The sequence below is a fragment of the Proteiniphilum sp. genome (assembly GCF_040307845.1).
Classification (GTDB): Bacteria; Bacteroidota; Bacteroidia; order Bacteroidales; family Dysgonomonadaceae; genus Proteiniphilum.
Genome location: NZ_JAWRIS010000027.1, coordinates 78,932 through 100,901, shown reverse-complemented (window position 1 = coordinate 100,901; position 21,970 = coordinate 78,932). Strand labels below are relative to the sequence as shown.

12 protein-coding genes are annotated in these 21,970 nt (G+C 48.7%); 8 read left to right on the top strand and 4 right to left on the bottom strand.

The window, feature by feature from the left end; all coding sequences use genetic code 11:
- Positions 1-80: 80 nt before the first annotated feature.
- From ABV001_RS06440 to ABV001_RS06420, 5 genes are all read left to right on the top strand, one after another.
- Complete coding sequence (locus ABV001_RS06440) at positions 81-3,200, top strand: SusC/RagA family TonB-linked outer membrane protein (RefSeq protein ID WP_352422122.1); 3,120 nt, start codon at positions 81-83, stop codon at positions 3,198-3,200.
- A gap of 18 nt (positions 3,201-3,218) precedes the next feature.
- Positions 3,219-4,892, top strand: coding sequence for a RagB/SusD family nutrient uptake outer membrane protein (locus tag ABV001_RS06435; RefSeq protein ID WP_352422029.1), 1,674 nt, complete (start codon positions 3,219-3,221; stop codon positions 4,890-4,892).
- A 73-nt stretch (positions 4,893-4,965) separates the two neighbouring features.
- Positions 4,966-6,774 carry a hypothetical protein gene (locus ABV001_RS06430; RefSeq protein WP_352422028.1) on the top strand — a complete coding sequence of 603 codons (1,809 nt, stop codon included), beginning with the start codon at positions 4,966-4,968 and terminating at the stop codon, positions 6,772-6,774.
- 53 nt (positions 6,775-6,827) lie between these two features.
- A complete protein-coding gene (locus ABV001_RS06425; RefSeq protein ID WP_352422027.1) occupies positions 6,828-8,918 on the top strand; it encodes a hypothetical protein in 2,091 nt (696 codons plus the stop codon).
- A gap of 27 nt (positions 8,919-8,945) precedes the next feature.
- The gene (locus ABV001_RS06420) at positions 8,946-10,640 is read left to right on the top strand and encodes a cellulase family glycosylhydrolase (protein ID WP_352422026.1); all 1,695 of its coding nucleotides are present in this window, start codon (positions 8,946-8,948) and stop codon (positions 10,638-10,640) included.
- 101 nt (positions 10,641-10,741) lie between these two features.
- Here ABV001_RS06420 and ABV001_RS06415 read toward each other — a convergent pair whose 3' ends face one another.
- The 4 genes from ABV001_RS06415 to ABV001_RS06400 form a co-directional block, all read right to left on the bottom strand.
- On the bottom strand, positions 10,742-11,482 hold the full coding sequence (locus ABV001_RS06415; RefSeq protein ID WP_352422025.1) for a NigD1/NigD2 family lipoprotein: 741 nt from the start codon (positions 11,480-11,482) through the stop codon (positions 10,742-10,744).
- A gap of 155 nt (positions 11,483-11,637) precedes the next feature.
- Positions 11,638-13,470, bottom strand: coding sequence for a YgiQ family radical SAM protein (locus ABV001_RS06410; protein WP_502929863.1), 1,833 nt, complete (start codon positions 13,468-13,470; stop codon positions 11,638-11,640).
- Positions 13,471-13,474: 4 nt separating this feature from the next.
- Positions 13,475-15,190 carry a SulP family inorganic anion transporter gene (locus ABV001_RS06405; protein ID WP_352422024.1) on the bottom strand — a complete coding sequence of 572 codons (1,716 nt, stop codon included), beginning with the start codon at positions 15,188-15,190 and terminating at the stop codon, positions 13,475-13,477.
- Positions 15,191-15,403: 213 nt separating this feature from the next.
- The gene (locus ABV001_RS06400) at positions 15,404-16,045 is read right to left on the bottom strand and encodes a DUF4294 domain-containing protein (RefSeq protein ID WP_352422023.1); all 642 of its coding nucleotides are present in this window, start codon (positions 16,043-16,045) and stop codon (positions 15,404-15,406) included.
- A 217-nt stretch (positions 16,046-16,262) separates the two neighbouring features.
- On the opposite strand from ABV001_RS06400, the gene ABV001_RS06395 reads away from it, so the two are divergent.
- From ABV001_RS06395 to ABV001_RS06385, 3 genes are all read left to right on the top strand, one after another.
- Complete coding sequence (locus tag ABV001_RS06395) at positions 16,263-18,065, top strand: AMP-dependent synthetase/ligase (RefSeq protein WP_352422022.1); 1,803 nt, start codon at positions 16,263-16,265, stop codon at positions 18,063-18,065.
- Between the two features lie 269 nt (positions 18,066-18,334).
- Positions 18,335-21,088, top strand: a complete 2,754-nt coding sequence (gene leuS / locus ABV001_RS06390) for a leucine--tRNA ligase (protein ID WP_352422021.1) — start codon at positions 18,335-18,337, stop codon at positions 21,086-21,088.
- A gap of 1 nt (position 21,089) precedes the next feature.
- The gene (locus tag ABV001_RS06385) at positions 21,090-21,962 is read left to right on the top strand and encodes a YitT family protein (protein ID WP_352422020.1); all 873 of its coding nucleotides are present in this window, start codon (positions 21,090-21,092) and stop codon (positions 21,960-21,962) included.
- Positions 21,963-21,970: the final 8 nt, after the last annotated feature.

Sequence of the window (21,970 nt, the reverse complement as noted above, 5' to 3'; positions counted from 1 at the left end):
CTATTAATTATTAAAGTATGATAAACATGAATCGTAAACGAAGTATAAACCATCGCTGTTTATACTGTTTTTTGATCGGGATGTCGCTGGTACTGCTAAGACCGGTGGCCCTGAATGCGGAACCTTTGCAAAATAATACCGTCACGGGCACAGTGGTCTCGGCAACCGACGATGAACCGCTGGTGGGTGTGAGTATTTTTGTAAAAGGGACAAGTAACGGTACGGTAACCGATATAGATGGGAACTATTCAATCAATGTAAACACGGGACAGACACTTGTTTTCTCTTATATCGGATTTGTTTCCCGGGAAGTGGTGGTGAGTGGAAATGTGATGAATATAAACCTGGTCGAAGATACTGAAGTGCTTGATGAACTGATTGTGATTGGCTATGGCGTGCAATCCAAGAAATTATCCACCGGGGCGACGCTCCAGGTGAAAGGTGACGAGCTGATCAAGATGAATACGACCAGCCCCTTGCAGGCGCTCCAGGGGAAGACCCCCGGGGTGAGCATCACCTCCACCTCCGGGCAACCCGGCTCGGACATGAAAGTGGTGATCCGCGGATTGGGAACTGTTGGGAACAACAGTCCGCTCTACCTGATTGACGGGATCGGCGGTGACATATCTACCCTGAATCCTGCCGATATCGAGAGTATCGACATACTGAAAGATGCGGCATCCGCCGCCATTTACGGTGCGCAGGCCGCCAACGGCGTAGTCCTTATCACCACCAAAAGCGGCAAAGAGGGAAAAGGACAAGTGACCTTCGACGCCTATTACGGGGTGCAGAATGTGGGCCGCAAGGCGGAGATGCTGAATGCCAACCAGTACATGGCCATCATGGACGAACAGGCGTTGAACAGTGGTAGTGCAGCGTACGACTGGAGCAGCTTCAAATCCATCTATGGTCCGGATGGCAACCTGTATGATACCGACTGGGTGGATACGATGTTCAAGAACGATGCCAAGACCCAAAGTTACTCGTTGGGTATTACCGGTGGATCGCCCACTTCCACCTATGCCATCTCATTGGGATACATGAACCAGGAAGGGGTGGTCGGTGGCGCCGATGTCTCCAACTACGAACGCTATAATTTCCGTGTCAATTCGGAGCATAAACTGTTCAACGGCTTCCTGAAAGTGGGAGAGCAGGTAAGCTTCATCTATAAGAAAAACAACGGTATCAGCGTGGGAAACCAATATAACAACACGTTGAGAGGCGCTTTCGGCGTGTCGCCGCTGGCACCGGTCTATAGCGACAATAACATCTACGACTCGCCTTACAACGACACGAGCAACAGCGATTGGTACAACGGTGAAGGCAACCCTTACGGGGAGATGATGACCAACACCAACAACCAAGATAAGTCAGGCACATTCAACGGGAACCTCTATGCCGAGATTGAGCCGGTGAAGCGGTTGAAATTGCGTACAGTATTCGGTGCCGTCTACAATTCGAGCGAATACCGCAGCTTCAGCCCCCTCTATCATTTCAGTATCTATAGCTACAACGATACCCGCACCAGCGTGTCGCAGAATATGAACCACGGCCTCGGCATGACCTGGACCAATACGGCGACCTATGACTGGAATATAAACGACCATGCCTTCAATGCGTTGCTCGGCATGGAAGCATACCGTTACTCGGGTACCTATCTGGGTGCGGGCAATGGGATGCTGAAAGAAGGGTTCGATACTTGGAAGTATGCTTACATCAATAATGGCACCGCTTCTTCCAGCACCGACGGCTTAAGCGCTTCGGGCAATCCCCATGACGACGTGCGCAGCGTCTCTTATTTCGGCCGTCTGGGCTGGAATTGGAAGGAGACCTATATGGTGAATGCCACGCTACGTGCCGACGGCTCTTCGCGGTTTGCCGGCGGCAACCGTTTCGGGTACTTCCCGTCCATCTCCGCGGGGTGGACCCTTACCAACGAGGCATTCATGGAAAACGCCCCGGAATGGCTCAATTTCCTCAAATTACGCCTCAGCTGGGGACAAGTGGGTAACCAGAACATAGCCAACTACCAATACCTTGCCCCGATGAAAAACAGCAATACCCACTATCTGTTCGGGACAGGCGGTTATGACGATACCGAGGCCGCGAAAGAACTGGCCACCAACTGGGGGGCTTATCCCAACCGCCTGGCCAATGAAGCGGTGACATGGGAAACTTCAGAGCAAACCAATTTCGGGATAGATGCTTATTTACTGAACACCCGGCTTGGGATAAATCTCGACCTCTACACGAAAAATACCAAAGATTGGTTAGTCGAGGCGCCTATCCTGGCGACTGTGGGCGCGGGAGCTCCCTATATCAACGGCGGTAGCGTGAAGAACAAGGGAATTGAATTGGCATTGACCTGGAATGACCGTATCAACAAGGACCTCAGTTATTCTATTGGTTTGAACGGTGCCTATAATAAAAATAAAGTAGGCGAAATCCCTACCGAGGACGGCATTATCCACGGCCAAACCAACCAGTTGTATGATAACACGCCCGAATTTTACCGTGCGGAGAACGGTAAACCCATCGGTTACTTCTGGGGGTACAAGACAAACGGCTTGTTCCAGAATGAACAGGAAATCACCGATTGGATCGCTGCCGGCAACGGGGTGCTCCAAAATGACGTGAAACCCGGGGATGTGCGATATATCGATGTGAACCATGACGGTGTGATCGACGATAAAGACAAGGTGAACTTAGGTAATGGAATGCCCGACTTCACGTTCGGGTTCAACCTCGGATTCGAGTACAAGGGGTTCGACCTCTCCATTTACGCCAACGGGGCAATAGGCCAGCAGATCGTACAATCTTACCGGGGACACCAAAATAAGTATGCCAACTACACCACGGCCATCCTCGACCGCTGGACAGGTGAAGGCACAAGCCATAAAATTCCCCGAGTGACGGAACAGAACATCAACTGGCAGTTCTCCGACCTCTTTGTGCACGATGCCGATTATTTACGTATCAACAATATCACCCTTGGTTATGACTTCTCCAGATTGGTCAATCGGAAGTTCATCAGCCAGGCGCGTATTTACACCCAGGTGCAAAATGCCTTTACCTTCACCAAGTACGAAGGTATGGATCCGGAAATCGGCTATGGTGTGGATGGTTGGGTGTCGGGTGTTGACGTGGGATATTATCCTCGTCCAAGAACTATTCTTTTCGGTGTAAGTCTTAAATTCTAACCCACTAATAGATAAAAAATGAACAAGATACAATACAATATATTAGTAACAGGTGTCCTCTCCTTTATGCTGGGAGTGGTTTCCTGTTCCGAGAGCTTTCTGGATGTGGAATCCAAGACGGAATCCACCACCGGTACTTCCTACAAGAACGAAAAAGATGTCTGGCGTGCTTTGATCGGGTGTTACGACGGATGGAGGCAGACCTCCTCGGCCGTGCAGGTAGGTTTTTATGCGGGTGCCGAGGTCATGGGTTATGAGTGTTTCGGTGGAACCGGTAATGCTGACGGACGTGGCTATCAGGTCATTGACCGTTTCGACATTTCCCAGTCGCCAGCCGACCTGAATATCTACGAAAACGATTGGAAGAACTATTATGCCGGAGTGTACCGCTGCAACGAGCTGATCTCACGGGAAGAGCAAATTAACTGGAGCGAGGCAAACAGTAAACGGGGCACCTATATGGGCGAATGCCGTGCTATCCGTGCACTGCTCTATTTCGACATGGTACGCCTCTGGGGCAATATCCCCCTGTTTGACGAACCGGTGAATGAAAACAGGCCGCAGGCCGATCCTGCCGACGTCTTCGCTCTGATTTTTGATGACTTGAAGTATGCCATGGAGAATATTCCCGCGGATGCTTATCCCAAGGCAAACGCTTCGGGCAACGATGGGCATATCACCAGATATGCTGCCGCGGCACTTTTCGCACGCGCCTATCTCTATTACACGGGATATTACGGCCAGGAGCCGGCAGGCGTCACCAAAACGGAAGCACTGGCCGCAGTGGAAGAGATCATTTCTTCCAATGAATACAGTCTGGTAAGCGAATTCAAGAACTTATGGCCTGCCGCCTCTGCCGGCGTGGCAGAAATCGGCGACATGGAGACCTTGCTGGGAAGTTATGCCGGCGACGGTAACAGCGAGACCATCCTTGCCATGAAGTTCACCAGCTCGCAAGACTACAACGGGAACAACGACGGCAACCGCTGGCAGGTGATGGTAGGCATGCGCAGCCTTAACGCACCTCCTTATGGAAAAGGCTGGGGAGGATTGACGGTGAATCCCGCATTCGTAAACGAATTCAAAACCGGCGATATGCGCCGTAGTGCTTCCATCATCGATATAACGGGTGAAGGCATCACCGCATTGGACGCATTTGCGGCCAGCTATAAAGACCAACGTGAATATACCGGCTATGCCGTGAAAAAATATTCACCGCTCTGCTTCGCCGACGGCACTTCCGCCTCGAAAGCCGATGGTTCGGGCGACTTCCAGATCTCCAATCACCAGGACTATGTGATGATCCGTTATGCCGATGTCTTGCTGATGGCGGCAGAACTCGGTAGCCCCAACGCGCAGGCCTATTTCGACACTGTACGCAAGCGTGCCTACACCGCCGATGGCCAGCTCTCTTCCTCCTACTCGTCGCTTCCTGCCACTAAGGAGAATATCATGCAGGAGCGCCGTTTGGAATTCGCCTTTGAGAGCATCAACTATTGGGATTTGCTCCGCCAGGGAGTAGACTATGCGGCCAATAAACTTGCCGGTGACATCTCCGTGTATAGCGGCGGTTCCCAGGATGTGGTCTCCATCAAGGCCGACCGGATCCGTGCGACGAAAGGACTCAGCCAGATCCCTTATAATCAGATAACGCTGGCTAACGGTATGCTGGTGCAAAACCCGGGATGGTAAATGCAGAAATTGAAATTGAAAATGGATAATGGAGAATGCATATTTTTTATGCCAACAAGAAAAATATAATTATATGAAACTGAAATCATTTATATACCTGTGTATAGCAAGCGTGATCGCGCTCTTTTCCGCTTGCTCGCCCGACGAATATGACCTGGGCGCGAAGGATGTGACGCCGGATGACCTGGTGGAGGGTATTGCCTATACCGTCACCCACGATGCCAATAACCCCAATATTGTTTACTTGGAAAGTAAATTGGGCGCCAGCTATACTCCCTTGTGGAGTCATCCTCAGGGGCGCAGCCAAAAGCAAAAGGTAACGCTGCAGATAGCCTTTCCCGGTACCTATGAAGTGAAGTTCGGTGTGGAGACGCGGGGTGGGGTAGTATATGGAAACCCAGTTACTTTTAAGGTTGACAACTTCTATGCCGAATTTGTCAGTGACGAATTGTGGGAATTGCTCTCGGGTGGTGTGGGCAACGCCAAGACCTGGTATCTTGATCTCGATGCGTATGGTTTGAGCCGTTACTTCGTGGGGCCATTGTTTTTTTATGGTACCGATGATAGTTGGGAAACAGTCACCAATGGTGTTAAACTGCCGGATGGAAGTGATTCCTGGAGCTGGGACGCCGACTGGCCGGGCAACAGTTGGATAATGGATGCGGCCGACTTCGGCACGATGACCTTCGATTTGAAGGACGGCGCCAATGTGGTGGTAGAACACAAGACGATCTCCGGAAGAGGCACAGAAAAGGGTACCTATATGCTCGATGTGAACGAACATACCCTGAGGATGACCGATGCCACGCCGTTGCACGATACCAACCGAGACGGGGTAGTCATAGACTGGGGAGATATCAAAATATTGTCGCTTACCGAAAACACGATGCAATTGGCCGTATTACGCGATGCAGCCCTATCGGGCGAAGGAGCATGCCTATTAGTCTATAATTTCATCAGCCAGGACTATTACGACAACTGGACTCCGGGCGAGCAGGTAGAGCCCGAACCGTCGCTTCCCGCCGACTGGCGGGATTATGTGGAACCCAAAACCAACCGGGTGATCACCTACAAGCTCTCCGACGATACTCCTTTCGACTGGTGCAACCTCGACGGTTCTGTCAAGGGAATTAATACCGTTCCTGCCCGTGGCGGAATAGAAGAGGTAACCCTTGTCATTAATAGCGGAACAGGGGAGTATACCATCACCGATATAGACGGCGCGGAGCACAGTGGGGAATATACATTGAGCAATGAGGGTATCTACACCTTCAGCGAGGCACTCCCCGAGATGGCACTTTCTGCCGATGGAAGGGCATGGTTCAAAAGCAATGCCGACCATACCCTGCGTATCATGTCTTACGAAACCAGTGACTATTCCGGCGGGTTGACCGACCTGTGGTTAGGCAGCCAGGAACTGGACGACCAAGGCAACCTCTACCAGTATATGGGGTACCATTTTGTGGTGCAGACCGCAGACGCCGTCAAGTCGTTTAAGGCTACACTGAGCTTCTTCGACGAAAACTGGACCTTCTTTGAAGCGGCCCCCCTCTTTATTTCCGGAAATGGGGATTATACTTTCGAGATAAAGGGAGCGAGCGACAAACCTTACGGAATGTTCCTGGATATCCATAAAATATTAAAAGATAATCCGAATATGGATGTCGTAATCAAGGATATCAAGGTGGACGGCACAAACATCACTTTTGATGACGGGAAGATCGACCGTGGTGAGGGGGACGACAGCACGACCGCCCGCCGTTATATCCTCAATCCCTGGGGAGAGACTGCCGATGACGCGCCCAACTACGTGTTCAACGCAAGCATAGTAGTCACTGTGGCCGTGACGATGGACAACGGCACGCCATTCATTGCCGAATGACCGGGGAGAATGGCTGTGTAGATGATAAATTTACAATAAAAAGATAGAACTATATGAAAATAAGATATTTATCAGGCATCCTCTTGCTGGCGGCAGGTTTGTTTGCCACTTCATGTGACGATGAAGAGAACTACTCCGTCAGGACCGGTGAGATTATCTCCGAGGTCACCACGGGAAATGCCAGTGTGACGGCCATTTCGGCTGAAGTTTCAGGCACGGTGAAAGACCTCACTTTGGTCTCGCCAAGCTCGTATGAAGTAGGCGCTTACTATGGCACCTCCGACAATCCCGCCACTACGGGGAGCAAGAAAGTGGGCAGCGTGGATGAGAACGGCCATGTGGTGGCTTCCATCACCGGGCTTACCACAGGCGCCACCTATTATTACGTCACCTATGTCACCCTCCAGAATAAAGTGACCCGGTTCGGCGAGGTCAAGTCGTTTGTGGCGACCAACACGAAAGTCTCCACGAAAGAGGCCACGGATGTCACCAGTGGCAAGGCCACCTTTTCGGCCGATATCACCGGGACGGATGGACTCCCGGCGTATGAGAAGGGAGTGAAATTGTCTTTGTCTGCTGATGACATCACCTCCGGCATGAGCCACGAACTGGCTACCGTGAGCGGCTTATTGCCGGGGACGACCTACTATTACACGGCATTCGCGAAGATCGGCAACGGTTATGTCTATGGGGAAACCAAGACGCTTACCACCGCCACGCAGCAGATGGAATATGTAGATCTGGGATTGAGCATCCTCTGGGCTAAAAACAATATCGGCGCCGACAGGGAGACGGATGCCGGGACGCTCTTCGGTTATGGCGACCAGACTGGCATGCTGACTTCGACAAGAGTGGACGATTACCCCTCTTCCGATATCGTGGGGAGTGCTTATGATATCATCCACAATCTTGATCTGGATGGGGATTCGCCCATGAAAAGCCAGATGCCTACCAATGCCCAGATGGCGGAGCTGGTGAATAACACCACACGCCAATGGACAACGGTCGACGGTGTGGAGGGTATGCGGTTCACCGCCAAGAACGGGAACAGCATCTTCCTTCCGGCAGGTGGCTATCGTGACGGTGAAACAACGGTTTCCGATGCCGCAGGGTATTACTGGAGTGGAAATATAAGCACCGTGCATAACGATTATGCCAATACTCTGACATTCAATAGCTCATCTGCAAAGGCAGGGATCTCTAAACGGAGTCTCGGGCTTTCACTCCGTCCCGTAAGACCTTACGCGGAGTTGAACCCTGAATCGGGCAAGCTTGCTTTTGGAGATATAGAAGGTAATGGACGATTACGCATCGAGATTTATAACGAATATGGCGATACCCAAAAGAATCCGCCTATTGATCCCAGTTCCATCAAGTTCAACAACAACATGGTGGTCTCATTCACCCTTACAGGTATTACCGGTAACCTGAAGAGTGGCGCGGCAAGCGCATACGTGGCAGGCCTTGAGTACTCCGATCCAAGTTGGGGAGTGAGTTATTGGTCCGATCTCAAGATGCATGAATATGAAGCCCTGGTAACGGGTGACGGCACTTATACCGTCTGGATGGAAGTCTTGGAACGGGCCAATGGTGCCGTCGTATTTTGTGTGGACATCGACGGACTGGGTGCCGATATTGTTGATTGGGAAAAGGTAGGAGTGGAAGTGAATGCGATCAAATTAGATGCCGATGTGGCGCAGGAGATAAATCACTCCATCGTGGACTTCAACAACAAAGACGGAAACGGTGTAGATGGCCGTATCGAGATTTATAACGAATATGGCTCTTCGGGTGCAGCGGCCCCCGGCGCTTATAACAGCAGCATGAAATTCAATGGGTTGATGCTGGTTGAATTCACCATCGACGGCATAAACGGGAATCTTGTGGATGGTGCGTCTAAAAACTACCATACCGAGTTGAGCTATGCCGCGGCAAGTTGGGATCCAAGTTATTGGGGCGGTGCAAATTATGGAAGCGATACCGTCACCGGCGATGGGACATACCGGGTATACACCTATCTGAATGGGAATTGTGAAGGCGCGGTGGTTTGGACAATCGAATTATACGACCTTTGGAAGGATCTTGTCGACAGTTCCAAGGCCGGTGTGACTATCAATAAGGTGATTACCCCGGGAAAGTATTAACTTTACACGCATATTTCTAAAAAAGTAATGAATTTCATTAAGACGATAATCATTTTTTTGCTGCCGGCGGTTTTTGTCGGCATGACAGCCTGCTCCGGCAGCGATGATCCGGTGACGCCGGAAATCGTGCCGGCCAAGACGGAGATAGCCTTCTCCAGGACAGGAGGGAGCGAGACGCTGTCTGTCAAGTCGAATGTGCCATTGGAGGTGAAGAGTAATGACGAAAGCTGGTGCCGCGTGGTGCCGGCTTCGTCCACTTCGGATGCCGTGTATAAATTCACTGTCATATTGGATGCCAATCCGGAAACGAGTGACCGTTCCACCTCTATCACTATAAAAGGGGGCAATATCACCCAAACCGTCAATGTGGTGCAGACTGCTGCCGATGGGTTGATTGTGAAGCCCACTGTATTTGATGATATAACCGGAGAGGGTACCCAAATAGAGGTCAAGCTGACGACCAACGGTGCAGTGAAAATTACTATCAACGATAGTTGGATCACCCAAGTAACCTCTCGTGCCGCCATGACGGAACAAACGGTGACTTTCAACGTGGCCGCCAACTACGGCGACCGCCGCATGGGAAGTATCACTTTCACCCTGGGAGACCTCACGGAAACCGCAACGGTCAACCAGCTCGCAGGCAATATACCGAATGCCGGCATGGAGAGTGACGCACTGGCATTGGCCGCCAAGATGTATGCCGGTTGGAATATAGGCAATACCCTCGAAGCCATTGGAGGTGAAACGGCCTGGGACAATCCTAAAGTGACCGAAGCCTATATCAAGAAGGTCAAGGAGCTTGGCTTCAATGCCATACGCATCCCATCCGCATGGGACCAGTATATTGAAGATCCCGAGACCTATAAGATCAAGGAGAGCTGGCTGGATAGGGTCAACGAAGTGGTAGGCTATTGTGTGGCTAACGACATGTATGCCATTGTCAACATCCATTGGGACGGCGGCTGGCTGGAAAACAACTGTACTCCCGACAAGCAGGAGGAAAACAACAAAAAACAGCATGCGCTATGGACTCAGATCGCCGGCAAACTGAACCACTACGACGAGCACCTGCTCTTTGCCGGCACCAACGAGCCGAATGTGGATAATGCCCAGAAGATGGTTGTGCTGAAATCATACCTGCAGACTTTCATCGATGCGGTACGCGCCACCGGTGGAAATAATGCCGTGCGCAACCTGATCGTGCAAGGTCCCAATACCGATATCGACATGACCGACAAGCTGTTTGGCGATATGCCTACCGATGTGGTTGACAACCGGTTGATGCTTGAGGTACATTACTATAATCCATGGACGTTCTGCGGCCTGGAAAAGGATGAAAGCTGGGGTAAGATGGCTTACTTCTGGGGAGCCCATGCCGTAAGCGGGTCCGACCGCAATGCCACCTCCGGCGACGAAGCCGAGATGAAGTCGCTGTTCGCCAGGATGAAGACGAAGTTTGTGGACAAAGGCATACCCGTTATCTTAGGCGAGTATGGCGCCATCACGATGCGCACCGGATTGGGCGACCTTCAGGAAGCGCACAACAAGTCGCGCAACCTCTACGACGAAACCGTGACGCGTGAAGCCAAGAACCACGGGATGGTACCCTTCTACTGGGAAACGGGTGGAGTGGTCAACCGCAATACGGGTGCTATCAAGGACAACTACGCGATGGACGGCATTGTGAAAGGAGCCAGAGAAGGGAAATATCCTTTCTGAGATAAAGGAAACCGGGCGGTCTCTTCACAGGGACCACCCGGTTATTGGAAAATCAAAAAGTCATATAAGAAATAGAACTAAATACATTGTGGTTTTGATATTTAATAGTATTCATTGGATGAGATCACAGGGGTAAGTGTCCGGGCAGTCTTTTCCGCTGCCGGTTGGTTATACCTGTAAATCAAATCGTATGTTTTTTCCCCGTTCCATCCTTTCACTTTAATGGAAAGGTTTACAGCGTCGGCGTCGTCATCCCTGAAAGGCTTGAGATCGAAACAAACGAATCCTTCATATAATTTTGTCTGTGTACTCTCATAGGCGTTATGGCGGAACTCCAGATCAATTGCCCCGGGCGATGTTTCCTCAGAGAGGGTGTTCTCGACGAGGTTCACCAGATGCGGTTTGACGCCACCGTAATTGAACAAAAAAGAGACATTCAGATAATCACCCCCTACCCATATATCCTGGATTCTGACCGGGTCGTTGCCTATGCTGTCCTGATTTTCAGCATTCAATTCAATAGCTTGTTTTGTGAGGATATTCCAGATGTCGTTTACTTTGATGTCGTAATCGTATGTTGTTCCCGGACTGTCCCAAAGGATGGTGTAATTAAGAAAGACACGCTGGTTGTATGTGGGTGTATATCTTACATTGCCGGCGGCAGGCCATAGGCGTTTGCCGTTGTCCAACAAGAATGAATAGGCATTGTCACCCTCCGGCACCACAGTGGCGATGCTGATATAGATATCTCCCAACGATCTTCCATTATTATCGTCACAAGAGGGAATAGCCAATAGAATCCCCATCAACAGGATACTGATTTTTAATACCGATTTCTTCATGCGACTATTTTTTGTTTTCTTTATTATATCAGATGCAGAAAAAAAGAAAACGCTGCATAGAAGAGCCATAAAGTTGCATTATTTAACATTCTTTAAGTGGATGGAAAGGGTGAGTACTTTCAAAAGGGAGGAAATGGTCGCAAATCCCGATATTTTTAACCTTTGTGTCCGTAAAGTTTCTGAATCAGATCCGGACGGCCTATGCGTTTCAATTTTTTGATCACCGAGGGTTTCTGGCTGGGATCGTACCAAAAGAAAAACTGGCGTTGGTCATTTTTTTCCTCTTTGCTCCTGGCCGTATATACCGGTCTTAATGTATAGGGGTGGTAACCGGTGTAATAAATCTCAGTCGCCAGTGTCATGGGAGAAGGCGTGAAATCCTGTACTTGTTCCAATTTGAAATTTAACTTCCTGGTGGTTGCCGCCAGTTCCGCCATATCTTCATCGGTACATCCGGGATGGGATGAAATAAAATAAGGGATCAATTGTTGGTTCAGAGAATACTTTTTATTCAGTGTGTCGAAGGTTTGTTTGAACTGGTCGAAAAAACGGAAAGATGGTTTTCGCATGATGGTAAGCGTGGCGTCGGAAGTGTGTTCGGGAGCCACTTTCAATCTTCCGGAGACATGGTTCCTGACCAGTTCGCTGATATAGGTACGGTGGGATTCATTGGTTTCCTGATCGTCACTTTCCTGCAACAGCATATCATAGCGGATGCCGCTTCCTATAAATGATTTTTTTATTCCGGGCAACGCGTCCACCGATGTATATATATCCAGCAGGTCGGTATGATTGGTATCCAGGTTGAAACAGATTTTCGGAAAGATACAGGAGGGTTTCCTGCACTTTTCGCAAATTGACAAATCCTTTCCTTGCATGCGGTACATATTGGCCGAGGGGCCTCCCAGATCACTGATATATCCTTTAAAGCCGGACATTTGGGTGATCTTTTTCACTTCCTCTAAAATAGATTGTTTGGAACGGGAAGCGATGAATTTCCCCTGGTGTGCGGAAATAGTGCAAAAGGCACATCCGCCAAAGCATCCGCGATGAAGGTTGACTGAGAATTTGATCATCTCGTAGGCGGGGATATGCTTGTCCTTATATTTGGGATGGGGCAGGCGGGTATAGGGAAGGTCGAACGAGGCGTCGATCTCCTCCTCTTTCATAGGGGGATAGGGCGGATTAACGACAAGCGTCCTGCCGTCTACCTTTTGAAGGATACGTGCAGCGGAAAGCCGGTTGGATTGCTCCTCTACCACACGGAAATTTTTGGCCTGTTTCAGCTTATCTTTTGTGCATTCCTCGTGCGAAAAAAGGGAGATTTCTTCATTGAACGGGTTCTCAGGCACCTCATTGCGAAGAAAAGCAGTTTGCGGGATGTCATTGATTTCGCGGATAGGTTTACCGTTACTGATTTCATGTATCAGTTGTTTCAGGGGGAGTTCTCCCATTCCATATACCAGTAGGTCGGCTTTTGTATCTGCCAGGATACTCTTGTGAAGTGTGTCATCCCAATAGTCGTAATGGGTGACCCGGCGCAGTGAAGCTTCTACTCCGCCGATGACTACCGGCACGTCGGGATAGAGTTCCTTCAGGATGCGGGAGTATACCGTTACGGCCCTATCGGGACGCATATCGGCACGGCCGTCCGGCGTATAGGCATCCTGGGACCGTAACCTCTTATTGGCTGTGTAATGATTGATCATCGAGTCCATTACGCCGGCGGTCACTGCAAAAAAGAGGCGGGGAGCACCCAGTTTCCTGAAATCACGAAGGTCGTCCCGCCAGTTGGGCTGTGGCACAATCGCCACACGTAATCCCTGGTTCTCGAGCAGGCGGCCAATCACTGCGGTGCCAAAAGAAGGATGATCGATATAAGCATCCCCTGAGAAGAGTATTACATCAGGAGTGTCCCATCCACGAAGATCCAATTCTTTCTTTGTGGTAGGTAACCAATCGGTGAGTTGGTAGGATGGGTTGTTCATCAGATTATCCCTTGTTTGTCTGTTTTCGTTCCGCATCCAGCAACACGGCTCTTTCCACCGCCAGGTGGATATTGGAGCAGACATTCTCACTGCCGATGATCTGCGGTATATCGGTCTTTTCGATACTTTCTCGTACGCTGTCTTTCACTCCTGAGAGAATGATTTGTATCTTCTCTTTCCTGGAATGGCGGCATAATATTTCCAGGTTGTTCAATCCGGTTGAGTCAATGAAAGGTACCTTACGCATACGGATAATACGAATATGTGGATGCTCTCCCAGTTCACGTGTGATCTCATCGAATTTGCTGGCCACGCCAAAGAAAAAAGGTCCTTCGATCTCATACACCTCCACGCCATGGGGTAATTGAAGCACTTCTTCCGGCACGTCGGTGAAATGGGACTCCATCTCTTTCGCCAGGTTGATACTTCCGGTGGTTCGCGATACCTGGGTGCTTTCGTTCATTCGCTTGAGAAAACCAAAGATCGCAAGCATCAAACCGACTCCTATGGCGATGGTCAGGTCGAAAATAACAGTGAGAAGAAAGGTCGCCATCAGAATACCCATAGTTGATTTTGATTGTCTGGTCAATGACACGAATGTACGCCATTCACTCATATTGTATGCTACCACTACCAATACCCCTGCCAGGCAAGCCATCGGGATGTGGCGGGTGAGGTCGCCTAAGAACAGGACAATCAACAGGAGTACCACGGCATGGATAATCCCTGCGACAGGCGTCCTCCCGCCATTGTTGATGTTGGTCATTGTGCGCGCAATGGCTCCGGTAGCCGGGATGCCACCAAAAAACGGAGTGATGATATTGGCAGCACCCTGTGCCACCAACTCCATATTGGAGTTGTGCTTCTGTCCTGTCGCTCCATCGGCCACCGTCGCCGATAATAGTGATTCGATAGCCCCCAGCATGGCAATGGTAAATGCGGCCGGGAATAACAGGCGGATACTTTCGAGGCTCAGTGGTATTTGTTCCATATCGGGCAGTTGGCTGTTGATGATAAACCTGTCGCCGATAGTCTCTATGGAGGTAATGCCTCCATAGGTTTTCATCAGGTAGGCTGCCAGGGTCATCGTTATAAGGGCGATCAATGATCCGGGTATTTTTTTTGATATTCTCGGGGTAATCACGATGATGGCCACACTGGCAAAAGCGATGAGTGCTGCCCACCAGTTAATCGTATTGAAATGCTGGAAATAAATTGCCCATTTTTCAATGAATCCGGCAGGTAATGACGGGGTGGTAAGCCCGAAGAAATCTTTTATCTGGGTAGAGAAGATGGTCAGAGCGATACCGCTTGTAAAACCGATGACGATAGGATAGGGTATAAACTTGATGACCGCTCCCAGTTTTAAAAATCCCATCGCCATGAGCATTACGCCCGCAAGTACGGTTGCGATGGCCAGACCCTGTACCCCGTATTGCTCTACTATGCCATAGACAATCACGATGAAGGCGCCGGTAGGGCCACCGATCTGTACTTTACTGCCGCCCAGGAATGAGATGATGAATCCGGCGATGATGGCAGTATATATCCCTTTCTCGGGCGCAACCCCCGAAGCAATTCCAAAAGCAATGGCCAGTGGTAATGCTACCACCCCCACAATCAATCCCGACATCAGGTCGGCAAAGAATTTTTCCTTGTTATAGGTCTTTAATGATTGAAAAAGTGCCGGTTGAAAATCCTGCAAGAAATTTACCTTCATGAAATCAATGTGACAAACAACGTTCAACGGAACGAAGTGTAGTTAAATGTGCTAATGCGCCTAATGCCAATCCCGATGAATCGGGGCAGGTCGTGCTGAAATAATTGGCGGTACAAAGGTAGTGATTAATGTGGTGATTTGATAATTTGTTGATGTGATGATTGGAATGGTTTGATTATAATGGTTTTAACGGTTCTTGGTGATTGTTGTCTGTTACACTGCTCCTTGTTCTACCAATACGCAAGCGCGTTCGGTTATCCGATCCTCTCCATACGGATTATACCGGACTTTAAGGCTATTGCCGAACATCCCGGCGAACAGGTTGTAAGTCCATGCTTTAAAACTACCCATGAAGGCATCGATGATGTGATAGGAGGAGGAGTTGGTCTCCCGGTCTACTAATTTTATGAGTAATTGCCCCTGCGACCGGGTGAGTTTTTTCATTTTCGGGGTATATTGATCCTTCAGGTCCTTCTCCATCCTGTTCAGGTGTTTTTGCCGCTCTTTATCGTTGGGGAGCGTTTCCATATATTCATATGTTTCCAAAATGATAGCGGCAATCTCTTTGGCATAGGGGAGTGTTTTCTTTACGTCACGGAGCAGTTTTGTGTAGGCTATCTGGTCTTTGGTTGTCCGAAAAGTGAGAGGGGAATACTTAATAAAATCATTCAGCCACATACAGGCCACGGTATCTCCCTCCAATACCACGGCCGGATATACATTCGGCATTAAAAAGATAGTGGAGACGGGTGTGTCGGAGTTGGAGCTTATGTTAGAAGCATAATACCCCTGCGCTTTTATTCCGGAGGATAAAAGGGTTGCCAGTGTAAGAAGTATGATAATAAGTCTTTCCATAACAGTACAAAGATAATGGGTCGCTTTTATTTTCTCTCCAAAAAACCCGTTAAGTGTAGTTAATTAATCTTCGAGTTTTTAGATTGTTAAGTAAAATAGAGGCAATGTAGGTAAAAACAGGATATAAGCCAATCAGCGCAACAAGGATAAAAAAATACATTATTGTGAGGAATAATCGGGGAAAAAGTGTATTTTTGACTGGATTAAACAGAAAGTAATGGCATATTCTCATCTGAGTGGACTTGTTCATAAACAGGCACAAAAATATGGTAATAAAACCGCTCTTATGTATCAGGGTCCGGGCGGCGAATGGTTACATTTGTCGTGGAATGAACTCTCTTCTAAAATCATGAAAGCAGCGCAGGCTTTGGCCGAGATCGCCCTAAAACCGGGCGAAAATGTCGGGATATATTCCCAGAATATGGAAAAATACCTGATCACCGATTTTGCCGTCTATGCCAATAAGGGAGTGATGGTACCCATGTATGCCACAGCATCGCCTATGCAGGTAAGTTACATCATCAATGATGCGCAGATAAAACTGCTTTTTGTAGGTGAACAATTCCAGTATAATAATGCATATAAGGTACAGCAGGAGAGCCGGTTTTTGCAAAAGATGATCGTCTTCGACAAGAATGTGGTACTGAAACCTGACGACAAGACTTCGGTTTATTTTGATGACTTTATCACAACAGGCGATAATTCGGAGTCGCAGGCGCTGGTAAATGCCCGGTTGAAACAACTTGACAACAACGACCTTGCCGCTATTATCTATACTTCAGGTACTACCGGTGAGCCGAAAGGAGTGATGTTGAAACACTCCAATTTCTTGGAGATATTCAGGATACATGATATCCGGCTCACCAATTTGTCGGACAAAGACCTCTCGATGTGTTTCCTTCCCCTTACCCATATATTTGAAAAGGCCTGGAGTTATTACTGCCTTTACAAGGGAATAACCGTGGCAGTGAATAGGGAGCCGGGCGAAATCAGGGAAACCATTAAACAGGTGCGCCCCACATTGATGAGTAACGTTCCCCGTTTCTGGGAAAAGGTGTATGACGGCGTGAAAGAGAAAATGGACAATGCCTCGGGGATAATGAAATGGTTGTTTACTGATGCCGTGAAAACCGGACACAGGCACAACCTGGAATTTGTGAACGAAGGGAAAAAACCGCCGTTAGGTAACCGTCTGAAATTTTCCCTTTACAGACACACTGTTTTTTATCTGGTAAAACGGGTAGTGGGGATTGACCGGGGGAATTTCTTCCCTGTGGCAGGGGCGCCTTTATCCGATACTATTAATGAATTCATGCAATCGATAGACGTGCACCTAATATATGGGTACGGCCTTTCAGAAACTACCGCCACAGTAAGTTGTTTCCCGGCAAAAGGATTCCGGATAGGCACGGTGGGAAAAGTAATGCCTGATGTGGATGTGAAGATAGGGGATAATGACGAGATTCTGGTAAAGGGGGCGACAGTGACGTGCGGGTATTACAATAAGCCGGAGGCAACCAAAGCCGCCTTTACGGAGGATGGCTATTTCAGGACAGGCGATGCCGGTTCCCTTACGGAGAACAATGAAATTATTCTTACCGACCGGATCAAAGACCTATACAAAACTTCTAATGGGAAATATATTGCACCGCAAATGATTGAAACGCGGATCGGTGAAGACAAATATATCGATCAGGTAGCTGTGATCGGAGATGAGCGGAAATTTGTGAGTGCATTGATTGTCCCCAATTATGATGCACTCAGCAAATACGCACGGGAGCAAGGTATCCCGTTCGATTCGACAGAAGAGTTAGTGAACAACCCTGAAATCCATGCTTTTATTTTTGGTCGGATCGAACTGTTGCAGGCGCAATTCACCTCCTATGAAAAAATTAAACGCTTTGCACTCCTCCCGCATCCCTTCACATTGGAGTCAGGTGAACTGACCAATACCCTCAAAATCCGCCGGAAGGTAATTCTTGAACGATATGCGGATATTATTGATGGATTGTATGTGTAATTCGGTTGTTATTCAATTGTTATTCAATTGTTATTCAATTGTTATTCGGTTGTAATTCGGTTGTATTTCAGTTGTAATTCGGTTGTAGTTCGGTAGGTATTCGATGGTAATTGGGTTATCCCGCAAAGCACAAATAACAGCGAAGCCGAATAACTATCGAAAATTCACTATCTTTTCATAATATAGGATGCGCCTCGGAAATGCTCAAACATGTTTGGCATTTCACTCGGCTTTCGCTATATTTGCACCGTTTTTAAAAGTGTATAGGAATGGACTACAATTTCAGAGAGATAGAAAGACGGTGGCAGCACTACTGGATTGATCAACAGACGTATAAAGTGACGGAAGACACTTCTAAGCCGAAATTCTACGTGTTGGACATGTTCCCTTATCCTTCAGGGGCAGGGTTGCATGTAGGGCATCCCCTGGGATATATCGCTTCGGATATTTTTTCGAGATATAAAAGGTTACAGGGATTCAATGTTTTGCATCCCATGGGATACGATGCCTACGGGCTTCCGGCAGAACAGTATGCCATTCAGACCGGACAGCATCCGGCTATCACTACTGAAAACAATATCAAGCGATATCGCGAACAACTGGATAAAATAGGATTCTCCTACGACTGGAGCCGTGAAGTGCGCACCTGTGATCCCGGTTATTACAAATGGACGCAATGGGCATTCATTCGTATGTTCAATTCCTACTATTGTAATCAGGCACAACAGGCCCGCCCTATTGCCGAATTGGTAGAGGTCTTCTCCCAACAGGGAACTGACGGTCTCGACCTGGCCTGTAACGAGCCGATGGAGTTTTCTGCCGGAGAGTGGAATGCCAGATCCGAAAAAGAGCAACAGGAGATATTGATGAATTACCGTATCGCCTATCTGGGTGATACTATGGTGAACTGGTGCCCGGCGCTGGGGACGGTACTCGCCAACGACGAGGTAAGCGATGGCCTTTCCATTCGCGGTGGGTATCCCGTGGAACAGAAAAAGATGAGGCAGTGGTGCCTGCGCGTTTCGGCATATGCCCAACGCCTGTTGGATGGTTTGGATAAGGTGGACTGGACAGATTCCTTGAAAGAAACACAACGAAATTGGATAGGACGCAGCGAAGGTGCGGTGATGCATTTCAAAACTTCGCAAGGACTTTCCTTTGATATTTTTACCACCCGTGCCGATACGATTTTCGGCGTGACATTTATGGTGCTTGCGCCGGAGAGTGAACTGGTACAAACACTGACTACCGCTGATCAGCGCGAAGCCGTAGAGGAGTATATCCTCAGGACCAGGAAAAAAACCGAACGGGAACGTATGGCTGACAAATCGGTCAGCGGGGTGTTTTCCGGGTCGCACGCCATCCATCCCTTTACCGGTGAACAAATCCCGGTATGGATATCGGACTATGTGCTGGCAGGATACGGGACTGGCGCCATTATGGCGGTACCGGCGCATGACAGCCGCGACTACGCTTTCGCCAGGCATTTCGATCTTCCCATTATTCCCCTGATTGAGGGATGTGATATATCGCAAGAGAGTTTCGACGCCAAAGAGGGAATGATGATGAACTCCGGTTTTCTGAACGGGATGACAGTGAAAGAGGCCATTCCCGCAGCCATCGATGAGGTGGAAAGACAGGGGGTTGGCTACCGGAAGATCAATTTCCGTCTGCGTGATGCGATCTTCTCCAGACAGCGCTATTGGGGCGAACCGTTCCCTATCTATTATAAAGACGGGATGCCTTATCCTTTGGATGAAAGCGAACTGCCATTGGAACTCCCCGAAGTGGATAAGTACCTCCCCACGGAAACAGGAGAACCGCCGCTGGGACGCGCAGCCAACTGGCAAACCAAAGAAGGGTATCCGCTGGAATTGAATACGATGCCCGGATTTGCGGGATCATCGGCTTACTACCTGCGTTATATGGACCCGCAAAATGAGCATGCATTGGTATCTGAAGATGCCGACAGTTACTGGCGGAATGTGGACCTTTATATAGGCGGTACCGAACATGCCACCGGACACCTTGTCTATAGCCGTTTCTGGAATAAATTCCTGTTCGACCTGGGTATTTCCTGCGAAGAGGAACCTTTTAAGAAGCTGGTGAACCAGGGAATGATCCAGGGCAGGAGCAATTTCGTGTACCGGATCAAAGGGACGAATAAATTTGTGTCGCTGAACCTGAAAGAGCAATATGAGGTGACACCCATTCATGTGGATGTCAATATAGTGCATAATGATATCCTTGATATTGAGGCTTTCCGGAACTGGAACCCCGAATACCGGACGGCGGATTTTATCCTTGAGGATGGAAAATATATCTGCGGATGGGCTATCGAGAAAATGTCGAAATCGATGTTTAATGTGGTAAATCCTGACGATATTGTGGAAAAATACGGCGCTGACACCCTTCGTCTGTATGAGATGTTTCTGGGACCACTCGAACAATCCAAGCCGTGGGATACCAACGGCATCGACGGAGTACACCGTTTCCTTCGTAAGGTATGGACTCTATTCTATAAGGATGGAAGTTCGTCGGTGACGGACGATGTGGCTTCCTCCGAGGAGTTGAAGTCACTGCATAAACTGATTAAGAAAGTGTCGTTCGATATTGAGCATTTTTCGTTCAATACTTCTGTATCCGCTTTCATGATCTGTGTGAATGAGCTGACCTCGTTGAAATGCTCCAAGAGGGTGATCCTGACCGACCTGGTCATTTGTCTTGCCCCTTTTGCCCCGCATATGGCAGAAGAACTTTGGCACGCTTTGGGGAATAATAGTTCGGTATGTGATGCAAAGTGGCCGGCATGGAATGAGGAATATCTCAAAGAGGATGCTTTCCCTTATGCTATTTCGTTCAACGGAAGATCGCGTTATGTGCTGGAATTTCCGGCAGATGCGACCCCTGAAGAGATCGAAGAGGCGGTACTGGCACATCCCAATTCCCGGAAATGGCTGGAAGGCAGAAGCCCGAAGAAAATAATTATTGTCCCGAAAAAAATTGTGAATGTGGTGATATAAGATGGAAAAGTTACCTGAATTCAGCCTGAAGAGATTTTATTGGAAAGATTATCTGATTATAGCCTTGGGGACTTTCATGTATGCCTTGGGGGTCACCCAGTTCATTATGCCGCATCATTTCGTGATGGGTGGTCTGGCGGGGGTTGCGGTACTCCTTAATTATGCTTTCGGATTGCCCGTATCGTTGATGGTGTTGATCATGAATGCCCTGTTGTTATTGGCCGCCTTTAGGATATTAGGATCGGAGTTCTTAGTGAAGACGATAGTGGGAGTGGGGCTTCTTTCTACGTTTATTGGTATGTTTGAAAGTTTTCAATGGCCCCCGATTATGATGGACGAACCATTGATGGCGGGACTGATAGGAGCTATCGTGGCGGGTGGCGGAGTCGGATTGGTAATGTCGGTGAATGGTAGTAGTGGCGGAACCGATATTGTCGTCCTTATCATCAATAAGTACCGTAATATTACCCCCGGGCGGACAATGCTGTTTGTCGACCTTATCATTGTTTCTTCTTCTTTCCTGATTTTCGGAAGTGTGGAAACTATTGTATTCGGGATTATTATTATTGCCGTGATGGCCACCTCGGTCGACTGGGTACTGAACGGTATCCGGCAATCGGTGCAGTTCTTTATCTTTTCGTCACAATATGAGGAAATTGCCACCCAGATCAATCTTCAACTGCACCGTGGCTGCACCGTTTTGGATGGTATCGGCTGGTACTCCAAAAAACCGCAAAAGGTACTTCTGGTGATGGCCAAACGAACCGAATCGACTTCCATATTCCGGTTGGTAAAACAGATCGATAGCAGTGCCTTTATATCTCAAAGCAATGTGGTAGGGGTTTATGGGCAGGGATTCGACCGGATGAAATAACCTTTTCT